The organism is Chitinophaga sp. LS1, assembly GCF_034274695.1.
Classification (GTDB): domain Bacteria; phylum Bacteroidota; class Bacteroidia; order Chitinophagales; family Chitinophagaceae; genus Chitinophaga.
The window spans coordinates 7,550,124-7,567,499 of the sequence record NZ_CP128362.1 but is presented as its reverse complement, the minus strand read 5'-3'; the positions used below and the strand labels follow the sequence as shown (position 1 = coordinate 7,567,499).

Annotated in this window: 13 protein-coding genes; 12 read left to right on the top strand and 1 reads right to left on the bottom strand. The window is 45.3% G+C overall.

Annotation, left to right across the window (positions count from 1 at the left end; all coding sequences use genetic code 11):
* The first annotated feature begins 265 nt into the window (after nt 1–265).
* From QQL36_RS30925 to QQL36_RS30875, 11 genes are all read left to right on the top strand, one after another.
* The gene (locus QQL36_RS30925; RefSeq protein ID WP_083727138.1) at nt 266–1,726 is read left to right on the top strand and encodes an amino acid permease; all 1,461 of its coding nucleotides are present in this window, start codon (nt 266–268) and stop codon (nt 1,724–1,726) included.
* Nucleotides 1,698–2,150, top strand: a complete 453-nt coding sequence (locus tag QQL36_RS30920) for a GNAT family N-acetyltransferase (RefSeq protein ID WP_083727136.1) — start codon at nt 1,698–1,700, stop codon at nt 2,148–2,150. The genes QQL36_RS30925 and QQL36_RS30920 overlap by 29 nt, the downstream gene beginning before the upstream one ends.
* A gap of 90 nt (nt 2,151–2,240) precedes the next feature.
* Nucleotides 2,241–5,438 (top strand): LpqB family beta-propeller domain-containing protein, encoded by a 3,198-nt coding sequence (locus QQL36_RS30915; RefSeq protein WP_321567914.1) that lies wholly within the window; start codon nt 2,241–2,243, stop codon nt 5,436–5,438.
* Nucleotides 5,439–5,562: 124 nt separating this feature from the next.
* Nucleotides 5,563–6,879 carry an ethanolamine permease gene (gene eat, locus QQL36_RS30910; RefSeq protein WP_321567913.1) on the top strand — a complete coding sequence of 439 codons (1,317 nt, stop codon included), beginning with the start codon at nt 5,563–5,565 and terminating at the stop codon, nt 6,877–6,879.
* A complete protein-coding gene (locus QQL36_RS30905) occupies nt 6,876–8,246 on the top strand; it encodes an ethanolamine ammonia-lyase subunit EutB (RefSeq protein WP_321567912.1) in 1,371 nt (456 codons plus the stop codon). The genes eat and QQL36_RS30905 overlap by 4 nt, the downstream gene beginning before the upstream one ends.
* Nucleotides 8,243–9,016 carry an ethanolamine ammonia-lyase subunit EutC gene (gene eutC, locus QQL36_RS30900; RefSeq protein WP_321567911.1) on the top strand — a complete coding sequence of 258 codons (774 nt, stop codon included), beginning with the start codon at nt 8,243–8,245 and terminating at the stop codon, nt 9,014–9,016. Before QQL36_RS30905 ends, eutC begins: the two co-directional genes overlap by 4 nt.
* A gap of 161 nt (nt 9,017–9,177) precedes the next feature.
* Nucleotides 9,178–9,735 (top strand): sigma-70 family RNA polymerase sigma factor, encoded by a 558-nt coding sequence (locus QQL36_RS30895; protein WP_321567910.1) that lies wholly within the window; start codon nt 9,178–9,180, stop codon nt 9,733–9,735.
* A 46-nt stretch (nt 9,736–9,781) separates the two neighbouring features.
* On the top strand, nt 9,782–10,702 hold the full coding sequence (locus tag QQL36_RS30890; RefSeq protein ID WP_321567909.1) for a FecR family protein: 921 nt from the start codon (nt 9,782–9,784) through the stop codon (nt 10,700–10,702).
* A 33-nt stretch (nt 10,703–10,735) separates the two neighbouring features.
* Entirely contained in the window at nt 10,736–13,891 is a 3,156-nt protein-coding gene (locus QQL36_RS30885; RefSeq protein WP_321567908.1) for a SusC/RagA family TonB-linked outer membrane protein, read from the top strand.
* Between the two features lie 3 nt (nt 13,892–13,894).
* Nucleotides 13,895–15,394: a SusD/RagB family nutrient-binding outer membrane lipoprotein gene (locus tag QQL36_RS30880; protein WP_321567907.1), complete on the top strand. Its 1,500-nt coding sequence runs from the start codon at nt 13,895–13,897 to the stop codon at nt 15,392–15,394.
* A gap of 56 nt (nt 15,395–15,450) precedes the next feature.
* The gene (locus tag QQL36_RS30875; protein WP_321567906.1) at nt 15,451–16,476 is read left to right on the top strand and encodes a family 43 glycosylhydrolase; all 1,026 of its coding nucleotides are present in this window, start codon (nt 15,451–15,453) and stop codon (nt 16,474–16,476) included.
* A gap of 66 nt (nt 16,477–16,542) precedes the next feature.
* Here the strand turns inward: QQL36_RS30875 and QQL36_RS30870 are convergent, their stop codons facing one another.
* A complete protein-coding gene (locus QQL36_RS30870; RefSeq protein WP_235643940.1) occupies nt 16,543–16,962 on the bottom strand; it encodes a hypothetical protein in 420 nt (139 codons plus the stop codon).
* A gap of 91 nt (nt 16,963–17,053) precedes the next feature.
* On the opposite strand from QQL36_RS30870, the gene QQL36_RS30865 reads away from it, so the two are divergent.
* Nucleotides 17,054–17,257 carry a hypothetical protein gene (locus QQL36_RS30865; RefSeq protein ID WP_083727116.1) on the top strand — a complete coding sequence of 68 codons (204 nt, stop codon included), beginning with the start codon at nt 17,054–17,056 and terminating at the stop codon, nt 17,255–17,257.
* Nucleotides 17,258–17,376: the final 119 nt, after the last annotated feature.

Here is a 17,376-nt window from a genome sequence, read left to right as displayed (position 1 = left end):
ATGATGTAACATTTAAAATCAACAATGGTTTAAAAAAATAAAAGCCACCCTTAAAAGAGCAGCTGTCTGATATCCCTATACCTATGAAATAATAATTTTATAGTCCGGCTAAGTTACAACTCAGCCAAGTTACATCGGTTAATGCGATGTTAAAGAATGCGGAAACTTTATAGACGGCAAATACGATCGTGGGATGGTATTAAGTCTAGTTGTTTTGTAGAGTAATCTCAATCCCTTACCTTTGCACCCAATCCAAATCATACCTGTGATAAGAAAATCAATTGCAAGCCTGCAACAGGAAGCTGCTCAAAGTGGCAGTAATACATTAAAACGTAGTCTCGGAGGTTTCAATCTCATTGCCATCGGTATTGGCGTGATCATCGGTGCAGGGCTCTTTTCCCTCACTGGTATTGCAGCTGCGAATAACGCTGGTCCTGCTGTTATTTTATCATTTATACTGGCGGCCGTAGGCTGTGCTTTCAGCGCACTCTGCTACGCAGAAATGGCCAGCATGGTACCCGTAGCAGGCAGTGCGTATACATACGCTTATGCTACACTCGGTGAACTTTGGGCATGGATCATAGGCTGGGACCTGGTCCTGGAATATTCAGTAGGCGCCTCTACTGTAGCCATCAGCTGGTCGCGTTATCTTGTCAAGTTTCTCGGCACTTACAATATTCATATACCTCCTCAGCTGGTCGCGTCTCCATTTGAAAAAATAGAACTGGCAGATCATACATTCGTACATGGGTTTATCAATCTGCCAGCTGTATTGATCATTGTAGCCATTACTTCTATTATCATACGAGGTACTAAAAGTTCGGCATTGTTCAATGCGATCGTAGTAGCACTGAAAGTAGGAGTGGTACTGGTATTCATTGCATTGGGATGGAAATATATTCATCCTGAAAACTATCACCCATTCATCCCTGCGAACACCGGCGAATTTGGTTCCTTTGGCTGGAGCGGTATTCTGAGAGGTGCGGGCGTAGTATTCTTTGTATTCATTGGTTTCGACATTGTCGCCACCATGGCGCAGGAAACCCGCAATCCAAAAAAGAATATGCCGATAGGGATCTTAGGTTCCCTCATCATATGTACCATACTCTTTGTATTGTTTGGTTACGTGATGACAGGTATGGCGCATTACACAGAGTTTAAAGACAACCCTGCACCCGTTGCAGTGGCCATCGCACATACACCTTATAAAGGTTTGTTCCTGGCAGTGATCGGCGCCATCCTCATAGGATATACTTCCGTGATACTGGTAGACCTGCTGGGACAATCCAGGGTATTTTATTCCATGAGTAAAGACGGGTTATTGCCACCCGTATTTGCGCAGCTGCATCAGCGTTTTGCCACACCATTCAAATCTAATATCGTACTCTGTATCTTCATCAGTCTCTTTGCAGGTCTGGTACCTATTTCAGTAGTAGGAGAGATGTGTAGCATCGGTACATTGCTGGCGTTTGTAATGGTCTGCTTAGGTATCCTTATTCTCCGCAAAAAGCAACCGGATATTCCCCGTGCATTCAAAACACCATGGGTGCCGGTAGTGCCGGTGTTAGGAATTTTGACCTGTCTGGTAATGATGTTTTCCCTGCCACTGGATACGTGGATCCGCCTCATCGTATGGTTGCTGTTAGGTTTTATCGTATACTTTGGATATGGTAAAAAGAATAGTAAATTAGGGGGCTATGCTAAGACTCAAAAGAACGCACAGTGATGATCCTCATTTTCAGGAGCTGATAATTGCCCTTGACAAAGATTTATGGATCAGGTATCCTGAAGTACAACAGGATTACGAAGTCCTCGATAAAGTTAAAAACATACCTACCGTTGTAGTCGCATATGTAGATGCGCTGCCGGTAGGTTGTGCCTGTTTTCGCCAGTTTGACACAAATACGATCGAAATCAAGCGCATGTTCGTACATAATACCCATCGTGGTCAGGGCATTGCGTACGCCATCTTAAAAGAGCTGGAAACCTGGGCCATCTCTGAGGGTTTTTCCCGTGCCGTACTGGAAACCGGCATTCGTCAGCCGGAAGCCATCGCCCTCTATCAAAAATCCGGTTATACATTCATGGATAAATACCCGCCTTACGAGCAGATGGAGAACAGTGTATGTCTGCAGAAACCCTTGCTGTAGGCTTGTTGCCTTTTATCCAGTTATTTAGTGGCGCCAGCTCATCAATTGTTACCTTTAAAGGATAAACAACAATCTGAATCGCCATTTTATATGAAAAAATTACTGCTTGCTTTTTCAGCCTGCTGTATGACCCTGGCAACCTATGCCCAGGACAATGCACTATGGCTACGTTATCCCGCCATCTCTCCCGATGGTAAGACCATTGCATTTGGGTACAAAGGAGATATTTACAGGGTGGATGTCAATGGGGGCATTGCTGTACCGCTCACCATTCACGAAGCACACGACATGATGCCGGTATGGAGTCATGATGGTAAGCAAATCGCTTTTGCCAGCGACCGGAATGGGAACTTCGACGTATACGTAATGCCAGCCATGGGCGGCAATCCGGTACGCCTTACTTACAACAGCACTGCTGATTATCCTTACGACTTTACACCTGATAATAAACAGGTATTATTTGGTAGCCCCCGCAATGCGCCGGCTTCAGATATCCGCTTTAGTGTCAGGTTGTTCAATAACCTCTATACTGTACCCGTAACCGGTGGCCGCTCAATATTGGTGACGTCTGCGGGTGCGGACAATGCACATTATTCTGCCAAAGGTGACCAGATCGTTTTCCAGGACAGGAAAGGATACGAAGATCCTTTGCGCAAACACCACACCAGCAGCGTAACCCGCGATATATGGGTATACGATATAAAGAATAAGTCATACAACCAGCTCTCTACTTACGAAGGCGAAGACAGGGAACCTGTACTGGGTGCAAACGACCAGCTGTACTACCTGAGTGAGAAAGGCGGCATTTCACAAAACCTGTTCAAAGCTTCTTTGACCACCAAAGGTGAAATGAAACAACTGACGCATTTTGACAAACATCCTGTACGTCATTTATCCATCGCTGATAATAGCATCCTTTGCTTTTCTTACAATGGTGAAATCTACACCCTGAAAGAAGGGCAGGAGCCTAAGAAACTATCCATCCAGGTACTGAATGATGGCCGTGCAGCAGTTGTAAAACACCTGCCTGTCAATGGCAATGTCACACAGTTCAGAATGAGTCCTGATGGCAAACAGATGGCCTTCATAGCAAGGGGTGAAGTATTTGTAAGCAGCGTGGAAAATAACATGACCCGCCGTATTACGAATACGCCTACACAGGAGCGTGGCCTTAGCTGGTCACCTGATGGCAAAACACTGGTGTATGCCGCAGAGCGTAATGGCAACTGGGATCTGTACAAAGCAACCCTGACAAGACCAGCAGAAAATTATTTCTTCAGTGCAACACTGGTGAACGAAGAACCGCTGGTAGCTACTGCAGCTACAGAGTTCCAGCCGGTATTTTCTCCTGATGGAAAAGAAGTGGCTTATGTAGAAGATAGAAATATCCTGAAGGTATACAACCTTGCTGCTAAAAAGAGTCGTACCATCTTACCGAAAGGCCGCAATCATTCTTACTCTGACGAAGACTGGGATTTTGCCTGGAGCCCCGATGGTAAGTATATTGTGACCGAAGATCAGCAGGGTTATTTTGATGTAAGCAATGCAGCGATGATCCCTGCCGATGGCAATGGTAAAGCCATTTACCCTGTAATGAGCGGTTTCGGTGAAGAAGGTAATAAGTTCTCACAAGACGGCAAAATGTTGCTCTACCTGAGTAACGCTAATGGTCGTCGTTCTCTTGCCAGACAAGGTAGCAAGGAGAAAGATATTTATGCTGTGTTCTTAGATCAGGCAGCATACGATCGTTTCAAATTATCCAAAGATCAGTTCAACCTGCTGAAGGATGATACAGCTGCTACAAAAAAGGATACTGTTTCCAAAACTCCTTTCAAACCGGACTTCGACAACCTTGAAAACAGGAAAGTTCGTCTCACTATCAACAGTGCAAGTATCAGTGATTATGTGCTGAACAAAGATGCCAGCAAACTGTATTACATGGCTTCATTTGAAAAGGGATACGACCTGTGGGTAACAGAACCACGCACCGGCGAAACAAAGATCCTCGCTAAACTCGGTGGTACATCCGGTGATATCGTATTGAGCAAAGATGGTAATACCCTGTTCGTAAGCAACAGAGGTAGCGTAGTAAAAGTAGATGCCACCTCCGGTAAGATCACACCCGTAAGCATCAGTACAGAGTTCAACTGGAACCCCGCCAGCGAAAGAGCATATATCTATGAACACGCATGGAAGGAAGTGAAAGATAAATTCTACGATCCAAAACTGCATAACGTAGACTGGGAAATGTATGCAAAGAACTATGCGCGTTTCCTGCCACACATCAGCGATAACTACGACTTCCAGGAGATCCTGAGCGAACTGCTGGGAGAACTGAATGCGTCACACACAGGCGGTCGTTATTATCCATCTGCACCAGAGGGCGATGCAACAGCATCTCTTGGATTGCTGTACGACGAAACCTTTACAGGCAGCGGTCTGAAGATAGATGAGGTAATACCTGGTGGTCCTTCTGATAAAGCTAAGAGCAAGATCAAAAAAGGCGTGGTGATCGAAAAGATCGATGGCGAAACGGTTACGCCTGATGTAGACTGGGCAACTTTCCTGAACCGCAAAACAGGGGATAATGTGTTGTTAAGCTTGTACAACCCTGGTTCGCAGGAGCGTTGGGAAGAAACAGTCATCCCATTTGCAGCAGGTGAAGAAACTGAGCTGATGTACAAACGCTGGGTGGCCAGGATGCAGGATATGGTAGACAAACTGAGTGATGGCAAAGTAGGCTATGTACATGTACAGTCTATGAATGATGCCAGCTACCGTTCTGTATACGATGAAGTAATGGGCCGTAACAGAGGCAAAAAAGCCTTGATCGTAGACACCCGTTTCAATGGGGGTGGATGGTTGCACAATGACCTGAATACCTTCCTGAGTGGTAAGCAATACCTGACCTTTGCTCCGCAGATGGAAAAGGTAGAAGGTGCTGAACCGCTGGATAGATGGACACGCCCTAGCTGTGTGATCATGAGTGAAGGCAACTATAGCGATGCCTTTATCTTCCCATACGTGTACAAGCAGAATGGTTTGGGTAAACTGGTAGGTATGCCTGTAGCTGGTACAGGTACTGCTGTATGGTGGGAAAGACAGATAGACCCGACCATCATCTTTGGTATACCAATGATTGCCACAATTGGTAAAGAAGGCCGTCCTACCGAGAACTTACAGGTAGAGCCTGATATCAGGGTACCATTGAAATATGAAGAAGAAATGAGTGGCAAGGATGCTCAACTGGAAGCGGCAGTGAAAGAAATGCTGCAGGAAATAAAATAAGTCGTCGTTTTTTTATTTAAGTATAATGGGGCCAGGGTATACCTGGTCCCATTTTTATTTGTATCTTAAGCGCACTTCAGGGATTTGGGAACATTCTTTTTTCATCAAAAGGTAGTGTTCTGTTATGTCGTCTTCGCATTCGTTAAAAAAAGTGATCAGGCCCATTCATTTGTGGGCTATTGGTGTTGGATTAGTGATATCCGGAGAGTACTTCGGGTGGAATTATGGCTGGGGGGTAGCCGGTACTATTGGCTTTCTCATTGCAACGCTGGTCATTACCCTGCTCTATATTACGTTTATATTCAGTTTTACGGAATTGACAACCTCTATCCCGCAGGCAGGCGGGCCTTTTACCTATACGCATAGGGCCATGGGGCCAATTGGCGGCCTGATAGCGGGCTATGCGACAGCAGTGGAGTTTTTGCTGGCCACGCCGGCGATTGCATTGGCGCTGGGAAACTACCTGCATTTCTTACATCCGGCATTGCCGGTGTTGGGGAGTGGGGTGGCTTTTTATATACTTTTGACGGTAGTCAATTTATTAGGTATCAAGGAGTCAGCCTTATTTTCTTTGATAATCACCTTATTGGCGGTGGTGGAATTACTGATCTACCTTGGGATTGTAGGCCCCCATTTCAAGACATCCAATTTTCTCCATGATGCCATGCCTTTTGGTTGGAGGGGGGTGTTCAATGCCCTGCCATTTGCCATCTGGCTGTATGTGTGTATAGAAGGGATTGCGATGGTAGCGGAGGAAGTAAAGGACCCGCACCGGAACATCCCGAAAGGGTACATTTCTGCTATCCTGACCCTGATGCTGCTGGCGATAGCAGTGATGGTGTTTACCGGGGGCATAACAGACTGGAAATCGTTGTCTGCCATAGATTATCCATTGCCGGAGGCGATTGGGGTCGTGTTAGGCAAACAAAATGGAATCACGAAACTCTTTGCAGGCATCGGTTTATTTGGCCTGATTGCTTCATTCAATGGCATCATCATCAGTTATTCCAGGCAATTGTTTGCATTGGGGCGTGCGGGGTATTTGCCGGCTTTTATGTCGACCTTAAGTCCGCGTCGGAAAGCTCCTTATATATCCCTGGTAATAGGTGGGCTGTTAGGTGTGTTCGCATTGTATATGGGGAAAACGGATCAGTTGGTTATATTGTCCGTAATGGGTGCCCTGGTGATGTACATCCTGAGTATGATCAGCCTGTTTATATTAAGAGATAAAGAACCAGCTTTAGAACGCCCTTACAAGGCACCATTATATCCCTGGTTTCCGGGTATTGCATTGTTCCTTTCGATCGTTTCTTTGGTTGCCATCATTTACACTTATCCAATGTTAAGTTTGATCTTTTTCGCCGGTTTGGTGGTGGCATTACTTATATTTATAGGGATGGGCAGACATAAACATCAAGCCGTCATAAACCTGATTTCATGAGTTACCGGCATACGATTCAGCATACAAATTACGCGTTCAGTGATTTGCGCACCTTATTGGCGAGGGCGACGCCTTTCCGTTCCGGCGATGCGCTGGCAGGGCTGTGTGCAGATAGTGCAGAGGAGCGGGTAGCGGCACAGATGGCATTGGCAGATGTACCATTGAAGACGTTCCTGCAAGAGGTTGTGATTCCTTATGAGAAAGATGAAATCACCCGTTTGATCATTGATTCGCATGATGCGGATGCATTTGCTTTGGTCAGTCATTTTACAGTAGGGCAGTTTCGGGATTGGTTATTGAGTGATCATGCGGATACATTCACCTTGCAGCAATTAGCCCCTGGGATTACGCCAGAAATGGTGGCGGCTGTGTCGAAGTTGATGCGGAACCAGGATCTGATCAGTGTGGCAAAGAAGTGTGAGGTGGTGACTAAATTCAGAAATACGATCGGGTTGAAAGGCCATCTCTCTGTGCGTTTACAACCCAACCATAATACAGATGATCCTAAAGGAATAGCGGCCAGTATCATAGATGGATTATTGTATGGAAGTGGGGATGCGGTGATAGGTATCAACCCGGCTACGGATAGTCCGCAGGCCGTAATCACCTTATTGAAAATGCTGGATCAGTTGCGGCAGCAATTTGAAATTCCTACACAATCCTGTGTACTTTGTCATGTAACGACGGCATTGCAGATCATGCAAAGTGCACCTGTGGATCTGGTGTTTCAGTCAATCGGTGGTACTGAGCAGACGAATAGTAGTTTTGGTATCCATCTTTCACTATTGCAGGAAGCATATGAAGCAGGATTATCATTGCAGAGAGGAACAGCAGGCAATAACCTGATGTACTTTGAAACAGGGCAGGGGAGCGCCTTATCTGCAAATGCGCATGGAGGGGTGGACCAGCAAACCTGCGAAGTAAGAGCATATGCGGTGGCGCGTAAATTTTCGCCGTTGTTAGTAAATACAGTGGTCGGCTTTATCGGACCTGAATATTTATTTGATGGAAAACAGATCATCCGTGCGGCATTGGAAGATCATTTTTGCGGCAAGTTGTTGGGATTGCCGATGGGTGTAGATATTTGCTATACAAATCATGCAGAGGCGGATCAGGATGATATGGATAACCTGCTTACATTATTAGGGGTAGCAGGTTGTAACTTCATCATGGGGGTGCCTGGGGCGGATGATATCATGTTGAACTATCAGTCTACCTCCTTTCATGATGCATTGTATGCGAGGAAGGTGCTGGGGCTGAAACCTGCGCCGGAGTTTGATCAGTGGTTGCAGCAACAGGGAATTATGAATCAAAGTGGTGGGTTATTACCGGTAGGGAGTGCACATAAATTACTGAAATACGTATGAGTGAGGAAATAATAGAACAGGATCCATGGGCTTCGCTGAAAGCTTTTACAACTGCCCGGATTGCATTGGGTAGAACAGGCACTGCTATACCTTTACGGGAAGTGCTGAATTTCAGACTGGCGCATGCACATGCCCGCGATGCGGTGTATTCTGCACTATCAGTCAATACTTTGCAGGAGCAGCTACAACCTTTTCACCTCCCTGTTTTATTGCTACACAGCAAAGCTGGGGATCGCCATGAATATTTGCAACGGCCGGATAAAGGCAGACAATTAGATGAAGATAGTATTGCATTATTAGATAAAACGGACTCCAGGTACCTTCATAAAGATGTCGCTATCATTCTTGCCGATGGCTTGTCTGCAACAGCTATGAATGTGCATACACAACCTCTTTTGGAAGTATTAATTCCGGTATTTAAAAAAGCAGGTCTGTCATTAGCACCTATTTGTATGGTGCAACAGGGAAGAGTGGCCAGTGGTGACGAAGCGGGCCAGATATTACAGGCTAAAGTGACCCTGATGCTGATAGGAGAGCGGCCTGGTCTCAGCGCGGCAGATAGCATGGGGGCGTATATTACATTTGCACCCAAACCTGGTATAACAGATGAGGCAAGGAATTGTATTTCAAATATCAGGGAGGAGGGGTTACAGTATGAGGCAGCCGCGCAGAAAATTTTATACCTGATAATGGAAGCGATTCGGTTAAAGTTGACTGGTGTTGCATTAAAAGATAATACCAGTTTAGATAATGCCGGCCTATTGGAATAAAATCTTTTTTAAAAAAACGACTCTTCCCTACCGTCTTAGCGCGAACCCGCCCCGACGGCGTCAGCCGAACTAAGCTCCTCTTCTATGGTGCCGGAGGCCCCCTCAAAAAACAGGCAGTTTATCAAAAATTATTAATATTTTACTGACCAGACACAATCAAAATGACCTGGTACGGAACTGACATTTCTGCCGCAATCGTTACCGAAGGCCTCCGTGACCGGAATATGGAAGTCTTTCAACAACTATACCTCACCTACAGCGAAGACCTGTTCCTACTCGCCTTCCGCTGGGTAAAAGACGAAAACCTTGCAAAAGACCTCGTCCACAACTTATTCGTGCACCTCTGGGAAAAAGGCGCCACCCTCACTATCACCGGCAATGTCCGGCACTACCTGTACCGTGCCGTCACCAACCGTTCTATCAATGAGCTAAAACGTCAATCGCGTCACGTAAGCGAAGACATTCTCCAATGGCAGGCGGATCCGGCCTCCCTATACGAGACCGCTGACTACATCCTGCTACAAAAAGAAATGATTCAACTCGTACAGGGACTCGCGCCCCGCTGTCGGGAAATCTTCTTATTAAGCAGGGTCAACGGCCTCGAACCATCAGAAATCGCTGAAAAACTGAATATTACACTAAATACCGTTTACTTTCAGCTATCTGTCGCACTAAAACACCTCCGCATCCACCTGCTGGGTGAAAAAAAAGAAAAATAACTATCAAAGTACCTCCATCCTGAATTGTCTTAATTAATATACAATCATGAGTGTTGATGATATAAGGGAATTTTTAATCGACTGTCTGGCACACCCTGCAAACGCAGATAAACAGGCAGCACTGGGGCAATGGCTACACCAATCCGAAGCAAACCGTACGCTTTATGCTGAACTGAAGCAGTTATGGGATGCCACGGAAAACATGCCTGTTATACCTTTTGACAAGGAACAGGGATGGCAGGCCCTGTCTCAGCAAATTTCTGGTACATCAGCTCACGTTGTTGAATTAAAGAGGGAAATTGCGAGCAGTACCCGGGAAGAAGCACCCGGCGTTACTGCTCCATTTTTAAGGCGATACAGATGGCTGGCAGCTGCATGTTTCCCTTTATTCCTCGTGGCCAGTTACCTGATCTGGCAAAAGGTGGAACAACCTGTTACTATTCATGCTGCTATAAAAAATACCCTTTCCCTGCCAGATGGTTCGTCCATCCAGCTACAGCCCGGCACTGTAATAAAATACGACCCCGCATTTGCCAACCGCCGCGTTTCTCTTACGCAGGGAGCAGCAGATTTTTCTATTTCACCAGATGAAAAGCGTACATTTATTGTACAGCTGCCACGCTCCACGGTCACAGTACTCGGTACCCAATTCAATGTAAATGTCAGTGGCACAACGGAAAAAGTAGTCGTGCAGGAAGGAAAGGTTCGCCTGACTACCCTGACAGATACCCTGATTCTGACCAAAGGTCTGGCCGGCCAGGTCACAAAAGGCGGAAAACTACTTCAACCCAAACTGTCCTTTACCAACGAAGAAGCCGGTACAGTGGCTACTGCATTGTCTGAGTTTTACCTGGTGAACATTACATTGCCAGACAGCACATTCAGGAAGAAAAAAATAACAGCCAACTTCCAAAACATGTCAGCCAGTGAAGTACAGCAGGTACTCAATGCGATATTGGAGCAATAGCCGTCAGCTAATCTGACCACTGTATCGCCTATTATGAAAACCAAAGCCATTTGCTGTTTACTCACCCTGTTCCTCGTTATGTGCCACTGCGTAAAAGCGCAGGAAAAACTAACCATTCATGTAGTGAATGAACCCCTCATTTCCGTACTCCATCTCATAGAAAAACAGGCAGGTGTTTTATTTGCTTATCGCAATGAAGTCATCGATGTGCATGACCGCATTACCATACATTGGGACAATGTGCCATTAAAGACCATTTTAGACGTTATTTTTCCATCTTCTCTGTATGAATTACGATTCATAGGCAAACAGATTGTGATCCTGAAAAAACAGGCGCCTGTGCCTGTAACTCCGCCACCCCATATTATTGATATCACCCCTGTCGTGATCACCGCATTGGGTATCAGCAGGCAACAAAGATCTTTAGGCTATGCCTACGCCGACCTGGGACCGCAAACTTTTACGATAAATCCGGTCAGTGCACTATCCGGAAAGGTAAGCGGATTGAATATCACGCCTGTGAATAGCGGAGTAGGAGGATCGGCCAAAGTGACCCTGAGAGGATTGAAAATTATAGGTGGTGATAATACCCCTATGTTTGTAATAGATGGTATTCCTGTGAATAATTCCTCCCCCGGTCAGGCAGATAAATATGGAGGATATGATTTAGGAGATGGGACTTCCATTATCAATCCTGATGAAATAGCCAGCATCTCTATTTTAAAAGGCGGCTCTGCTTCCGCATTGTATGGTAGTCGCGCTGCAAATGGTGTGATTATTATCACCACAAAGAAAGGAAACAAAGGTGTTTCGGTAGAATACACCGCCAATATGCTCGTTGAAAAACTGAATAATAGTTACGACTTTCAGCATGAATATGGTAGTGGGCAGGATGGCTTTTTACCAAAAGATGTTTCTACTGCCCGGGTGGATGCACAGAAAAGCTGGGGACCAAAAATGAGTAAAGACAGCACCGTCGTGATCTGGGATGGCAGAAAAGTTCCTTACGTGAATGCAAGTAATGCCATTAGTAAGTTTTTTCGCAAAGGGCTGACACTTACCAATTCAGTTTCTTTATCTACGGGTACAGACAAAGCGCAATTGCGCGCTACCTATACTAATGTGAGAAACAATGATATTATTCCCCGTAGTAAACTCGATCGTCATCATATTTCCCTGAGAGGTACTGCAAAGCTGTCTTCAAAACTGATACTTGATGCCAAAGGAACTTATCTTTCCGAAGATGTATTTAATCGCCCTGCACTCTCTGACAACCCGAATAATATCGGTTATGTACTGAGTGGCATTGCACCCAATATCGATATCAACTGGCTCAAAAAATACAAAGATTCCGCTGGCGATTATATCAACTGGAATAACAATGCCTACCAGGTAAACCCTTACTGGGCTATTAATGAACAACCTAACAACAGTACTCAGCGCCGCTTTAATGGATTCCTCCTATTGAAATACCAGTTGTGGCCGGGATTATATATTCAGGGACGTACAGGTACGGATTATTCCCGTTTTTCATTTACTGAGTTTATGCAATATTCCACGCCTTACTATACAACCGGGGGTATCGTACTCCTGCACCGGAATCTGCAGGAAACCAACTCCGATCTTTTAGTGAATTATCATAAAAAATGGGACAGGTTCTCTCTCGAAATAAATGTGGGTACCAATAGAATGGACTATACAGAAGATGTGCGCAATATAACTGGGAGAGATATGAAAACAAGAGGTGTTAAAAAACTCAATAATTTTGAGACACAACTGAGCAGTCATCAATTGTACAGAAAGCGGATCAACTCTGTTTACGGAGGGGTCACCATTGGTTATGATGCCTTTCTTTACCTGGATCTGACTGGTCGTAATGACTGGTCTTCTACATTGTCCGCCGGACACAATGCTTATTTTTATCCTTCTGCATCTGCCAGCTTTGTATTTTCTTCATTATTACCGTCAAATGCTATATTATCCTTTGGAAAACTGAGAGCAAGCATTGCGCAGACAGGCACAGATGCCATCGCACCTTATCAGACAGCACTCACTTATGCCACGAATCCTGATATCCCCAGTGTGGGTGGCTATCTCATTGGTGGCGTAGCGACAGATAAAGTACCTTATGAAAACCTGAAACCAAGTATCAGCCGTTCTTATGAAACAGGATTGAACATGGTGTTTTTTGATAACCGTATTAACCTGGATCTGACATGGTATCATTCCAATACAAGGAACCAGATATTGAATGCACCTATTTCACCAACCAGTGGTTACACCAGTGCAGTTATCAATTCAGGAGATGTATCCAACGAAGGTGTAGAAATCTCATTGGGAGGGCGGCCTATATGCAACAAAGATTTTAAATGGCAGGTGAACGCCAACTTTGCACGCAACAGGAATAAGATTATCTCTCTAAGCTCATTGGTCTCCGACTACTACACCCTTGCTTCCGCACGCTGGGGAAATGCCAGTATCATTGCAAAAGCCGGATCCACCTATGGTATGATCACCGGTAAGAAATTTCTTCGTGATGAGAATGGGCAGATGGTACTGGATGCAAATTATTTACCTCAATATACATCTACTGATTACAACCTTGGAAGTACGCAATACAATTGGATCGGAGGTATCACAAATACATTTACGTATCGTCGCTGGTCCTGCGCCGTCTTATTAGATATCAAACAAGGAGGTAAGATATTCTCCATGACCAACTTACTTGCCTATCAGAATGGCCAACAGAAAGGCACGCTGGAAGGCAGAGAGGGGTGGGCCAGATCAGAAAAAGAAAGGATCGCCGCCGGTGTATCGTCAGCAGATTGGACACCTACCGGGGGACTGCGTGTGAAGGGGGTAAAAATAGTCGGTTTGAACAGACCACAATATGAGCAGGTAGACCGGTACGTAAATCCTGAAACCTACTGGACAAGAGTGACAGAGAATATTCCCGAACCTTTTGTATACGATGCAGGTATGGTAAAGATCCGCGAACTCACGCTGGGGTACAGGATTTTGAAAGAAGTATCTGTATCAGTGATTGCCCGTAATCTGCTTACATTAAGTAAACATGTACCCAATATAGATCCTGAATCCAGTTATAATAGTGGCGATGGGCAGGGCTTTGAATATGGATCATTGCCTACCCGCCGTGCCTATGGTATCACCCTTCATGCAAAATTTTAAAAGATGAAGTTTTATCATTATTGCCTGATCATAATTTTGAGTAGCAGCTGTACAACAAACTTTGGCGTCATAAATACGGATCCTGTCAATGACACTACCATTGCAGCCGGAGAGCAACTCACAGCCGCTGCTTACCTGCTGGATGGTGGCCGGGAAATGGGATATCCAAACTTATATCTATTCCAGCCAATGGTGCAATATGTAAGTGGTACTTATGGTATGCGTGCAGGTGGCAAGTATGTAAGAGATGAATTTTACAATGGATTGATGTGGTCTAACTATTATGGTAAATGCATCAAACAACTGGCAGACCTGTTGAAGCAACATCAGGATGATAGCACACAAGTGAACTATGTAGCTGCTGCGCGCATTTTGAAAGTATATATCTTTTCCTTATTGACAGATGCATATGGTGATATTCCTTATTCTCAGGCAGGTCTTGCTTATTATGATAAAATTTACACCCCTGTCTACGATAAGCAGGAAGATATTTACAAAGATTTCTTTGTAGAACTGGAAGCCGCTATTCAGCAATTTGATGATCGTAAGCCTGTCATCCTCAATGATATTGTCTACAATGGTAATCTCACCAAATGGAAGCGCATGGCCCGTTCGCTACAACTACGCCTTGCCATACGCCTGTCTGCCGCGGATCCCTCATTGGCACAAATACAGGCAGCGGCGGCATTTGCCGGTGGCGTGATGCAAAGCAATAATGATAATTTTGTGATGATACATGAAGACTATAGTTACCCTGATCTTCGCGGCAATGGCTATGCGCAGGCATTACAGGAGGAAGCAGCATATAAATATACCATTGGTACAACTACCTTTGTCAATTACCTCAAAGCAGAAAATGATCCCCGCTTAGGATTGTTTTTCGTAAATACAGATAGCATTACCAATTATCTCCCTATTCAACCGGGCCTTTACTGGTGGGAGTATTGGTCAGACTTTGTAGGTGAAAACGGAGAGATAGTAGGACAGGCGAATAAATATTGCCACATCAATGCACCTTTCTATCAACAGGGAGGATCATGGTTACATCTCGGCTATGCAGAAGTAGAATTATTGTTGGCAGAAGCCGCCGTACGTGGCTGGATTGGCGAAGATGCCAATATCCATTATCAGTCAGGATTGAGAGCGGCTATGCATCAACTGGAAATGTATCCGGGTATGACGCCGTTATCTGGTGCTGCGATCGATAGTTTTGTGGGTACACATACTTTACCATCCAATGCAATAGCAGCTATCAGTATGCAGAAATGGGTAGCGTTATTTCCAAATGGATATGAGGCTTTTGCGAATCAACGTAGAACAGGTTATCCTGAATTGAACCCGATAGTGGACATAGATGGGGAGTCTGAAACTGGGGGCCATCAGCCAAAGCGGTTATTCTATCCAGCTACAGAGGCCACATCTAATCCTGTACATTACCAGGAAGCGATAGACAGGCTGGGAGGGAGCAATGACTGGATGATACCAGTATGGTGGAATAAATGATTATAATATCTCCCGAATTATTTGTAATTCGCACGCTTATAATCATGCGTTCCACTATGTATAAACTTTATCTGGCTTTAACACTGGCTACAGCCCTGCCTGTACTCAACAGCTGTGCGCAAACAAAGCCCATCCACACAGCACCTGCACCTCTCTACCGCGACCCTATCTTCGATGGCGCCGCTGACCCAACCCTCATCTGGAACGACAATGAAAAAGCCTGGTGGATGCTCTACACCCAACGCCGTGCCAGCGTCGACGCTGAAAACGTGGCTTACTGTTATGGCAGCAAAATCGGTATTGCCGAATCAAAAGACAACGGCCACAGCTGGGTATACAGAGGCGCACTAAACCTTGAATTCGAAAAAGGCGAAAACACCTTCTGGGCTCCCGACGTCGTTTACAACAACGGTACCTACCATATGTTCGTCGCCTATATCCAGGGCGTTCGCAGCAACTGGGGAGGTCATGCCCGCATTGCACACTACACCAGCAAAGATATGTGGGACTGGAAGTTCGAAGGCTTCCCCCAACTCACCTCCGAAAAAGTGATCGACCCTACGCTATACCAACTCCCGGACAAGACCTGGCGCATCTGGTACAAAGATGAAGATCATGGCTCAAACACCATGATGGCCGGTAGCAAGGACCTCAATAAATGGACCTACACCAGTACCAAACCAGTCATTGGCGGCACCGGCCACGAAGGTCCCAAGGTATTCCGCTTCAAAGATTACTACTGGATGGTCACCGATGAATGGCATGGCATGCGCGTATACCGTTCTGACGACCTGAATACCTGGACCAGACAGGGATTAATACTTGACGTTCCGGGCAAGCGAAAAGACGATACGCCTACCGGTGCACATGGCGATGTGGTAGTCACCGGCGATCAGGCATACGTGATCTACTTCACCCACCCAGGCAGAAAAGTACATAGCGAAAGTCCGGTGAATGAAGATGGCATACAACCTTACTCCATCCGCCGATCCAGCATTGAGGTAGCTGAACTGAAGTTTGAAAATGGTACGTTGACGTGCGACAGAGATGCGCCGTTTGAGTTCTTTCTGCCTTCGAAATGATTGTGCCGGAGCCCCCTGGGGACAAATCCATTTCCGTTTCGAAGTTATTTTCCTGTTAAAAAGAAATTACATCGTTTCCTGCTCCTCAGGGTACCTGGGCTTGTGCCAGAAATAATAATAAGCCAGGATCACCACCCCCATAAAAAATGGAATCAGTGCCAGATGCTTGTAAGTAATACTTCCAAAGAGGATCTCCGTGTCGAAATGCATAAACTCACTGATCATCCAGTAAGAATTCGCCGTAATCCACACAGTAATCGCCAGGTTATGGCAGAGTTCAGACATGAACTGCCGTGTACGCCATGCAATCACAATAGAAATGATCAGCGTTGGGAAGATCATAATAATCCCTAATACAGGCCATGCCATGCACCAGCTGATATCTTTGAGCAACCAGAAAACGATGTGGAGGTTCTCCATCTTCCGGTATTTAAGGGGAATGCTGTAAACAGGACTTTTTTCCTGCGTAATGGTGGTTTCAGCCATTGTTGATTTTGATTGAGGGGCAAAAATAAAAAATCTGGCATCAATTGGTATAACTCTTGTAATATCTATAGGGAACCAAAAAAGCAGAGATATGAAAAAGGCATTAATAGCAGCCACTATCGTGGGTGCAGCAGCAGCCGGTGTAATTTATTATCTGACCAACAGAAGTCGTGCAGAACAGATCCTGGACGAATTGAATGATACCGCAGACGAAGGTCGTCGTCTGGCAAAGAAACATTTGCGCAAAACCCGCAAAAAAGTTAATAATATGATTCATGAGCATATGGAGCCTTAGTCAGACTATAGGCAAGCTATAGTACAACTAGTACATTAAAAGGTCACTAAAAGGGCACCTCATTATCCCAGGGATATTGAAGTGACCTTTTAGTGACCTTTTGGTATACTGATCATGAC

Coding starts and splice junctions, on each gene's coding strand:
- QQL36_RS30905 (WP_321567912.1), top strand. CDS start 6,876: ATGAGTTACCGGCATACGATTCAGCATACAAATTACGCGTTCAGTGAT.
- QQL36_RS30880 (WP_321567907.1), top strand. CDS start 13,895: ATGAAGTTTTATCATTATTGCCTGATCATAATTTTGAGTAGCAGCTGT.
- eutC (WP_321567911.1), top strand. CDS start 8,243: ATGAGTGAGGAAATAATAGAACAGGATCCATGGGCTTCGCTGAAAGCT.
- QQL36_RS30885 (WP_321567908.1), top strand. CDS start 10,736: ATGAAAACCAAAGCCATTTGCTGTTTACTCACCCTGTTCCTCGTTATG.
- QQL36_RS30875 (WP_321567906.1), top strand. CDS start 15,451: ATGTATAAACTTTATCTGGCTTTAACACTGGCTACAGCCCTGCCTGTA.
- QQL36_RS30920 (WP_083727136.1), top strand. CDS start 1,698: ATGCTAAGACTCAAAAGAACGCACAGTGATGATCCTCATTTTCAGGAG.
- QQL36_RS30870 (WP_235643940.1), bottom strand. CDS start 16,962: ATGGCTGAAACCACCATTACGCAGGAAAAAAGTCCTGTTTACAGCATT.
- QQL36_RS30865 (WP_083727116.1), top strand. CDS start 17,054: ATGAAAAAGGCATTAATAGCAGCCACTATCGTGGGTGCAGCAGCAGCC.
- eat (WP_321567913.1), top strand. CDS start 5,563: ATGTCGTCTTCGCATTCGTTAAAAAAAGTGATCAGGCCCATTCATTTG.
- QQL36_RS30890 (WP_321567909.1), top strand. CDS start 9,782: ATGAGTGTTGATGATATAAGGGAATTTTTAATCGACTGTCTGGCACAC.
- QQL36_RS30915 (WP_321567914.1), top strand. CDS start 2,241: ATGAAAAAATTACTGCTTGCTTTTTCAGCCTGCTGTATGACCCTGGCA.
- QQL36_RS30895 (WP_321567910.1), top strand. CDS start 9,178: ATGACCTGGTACGGAACTGACATTTCTGCCGCAATCGTTACCGAAGGC.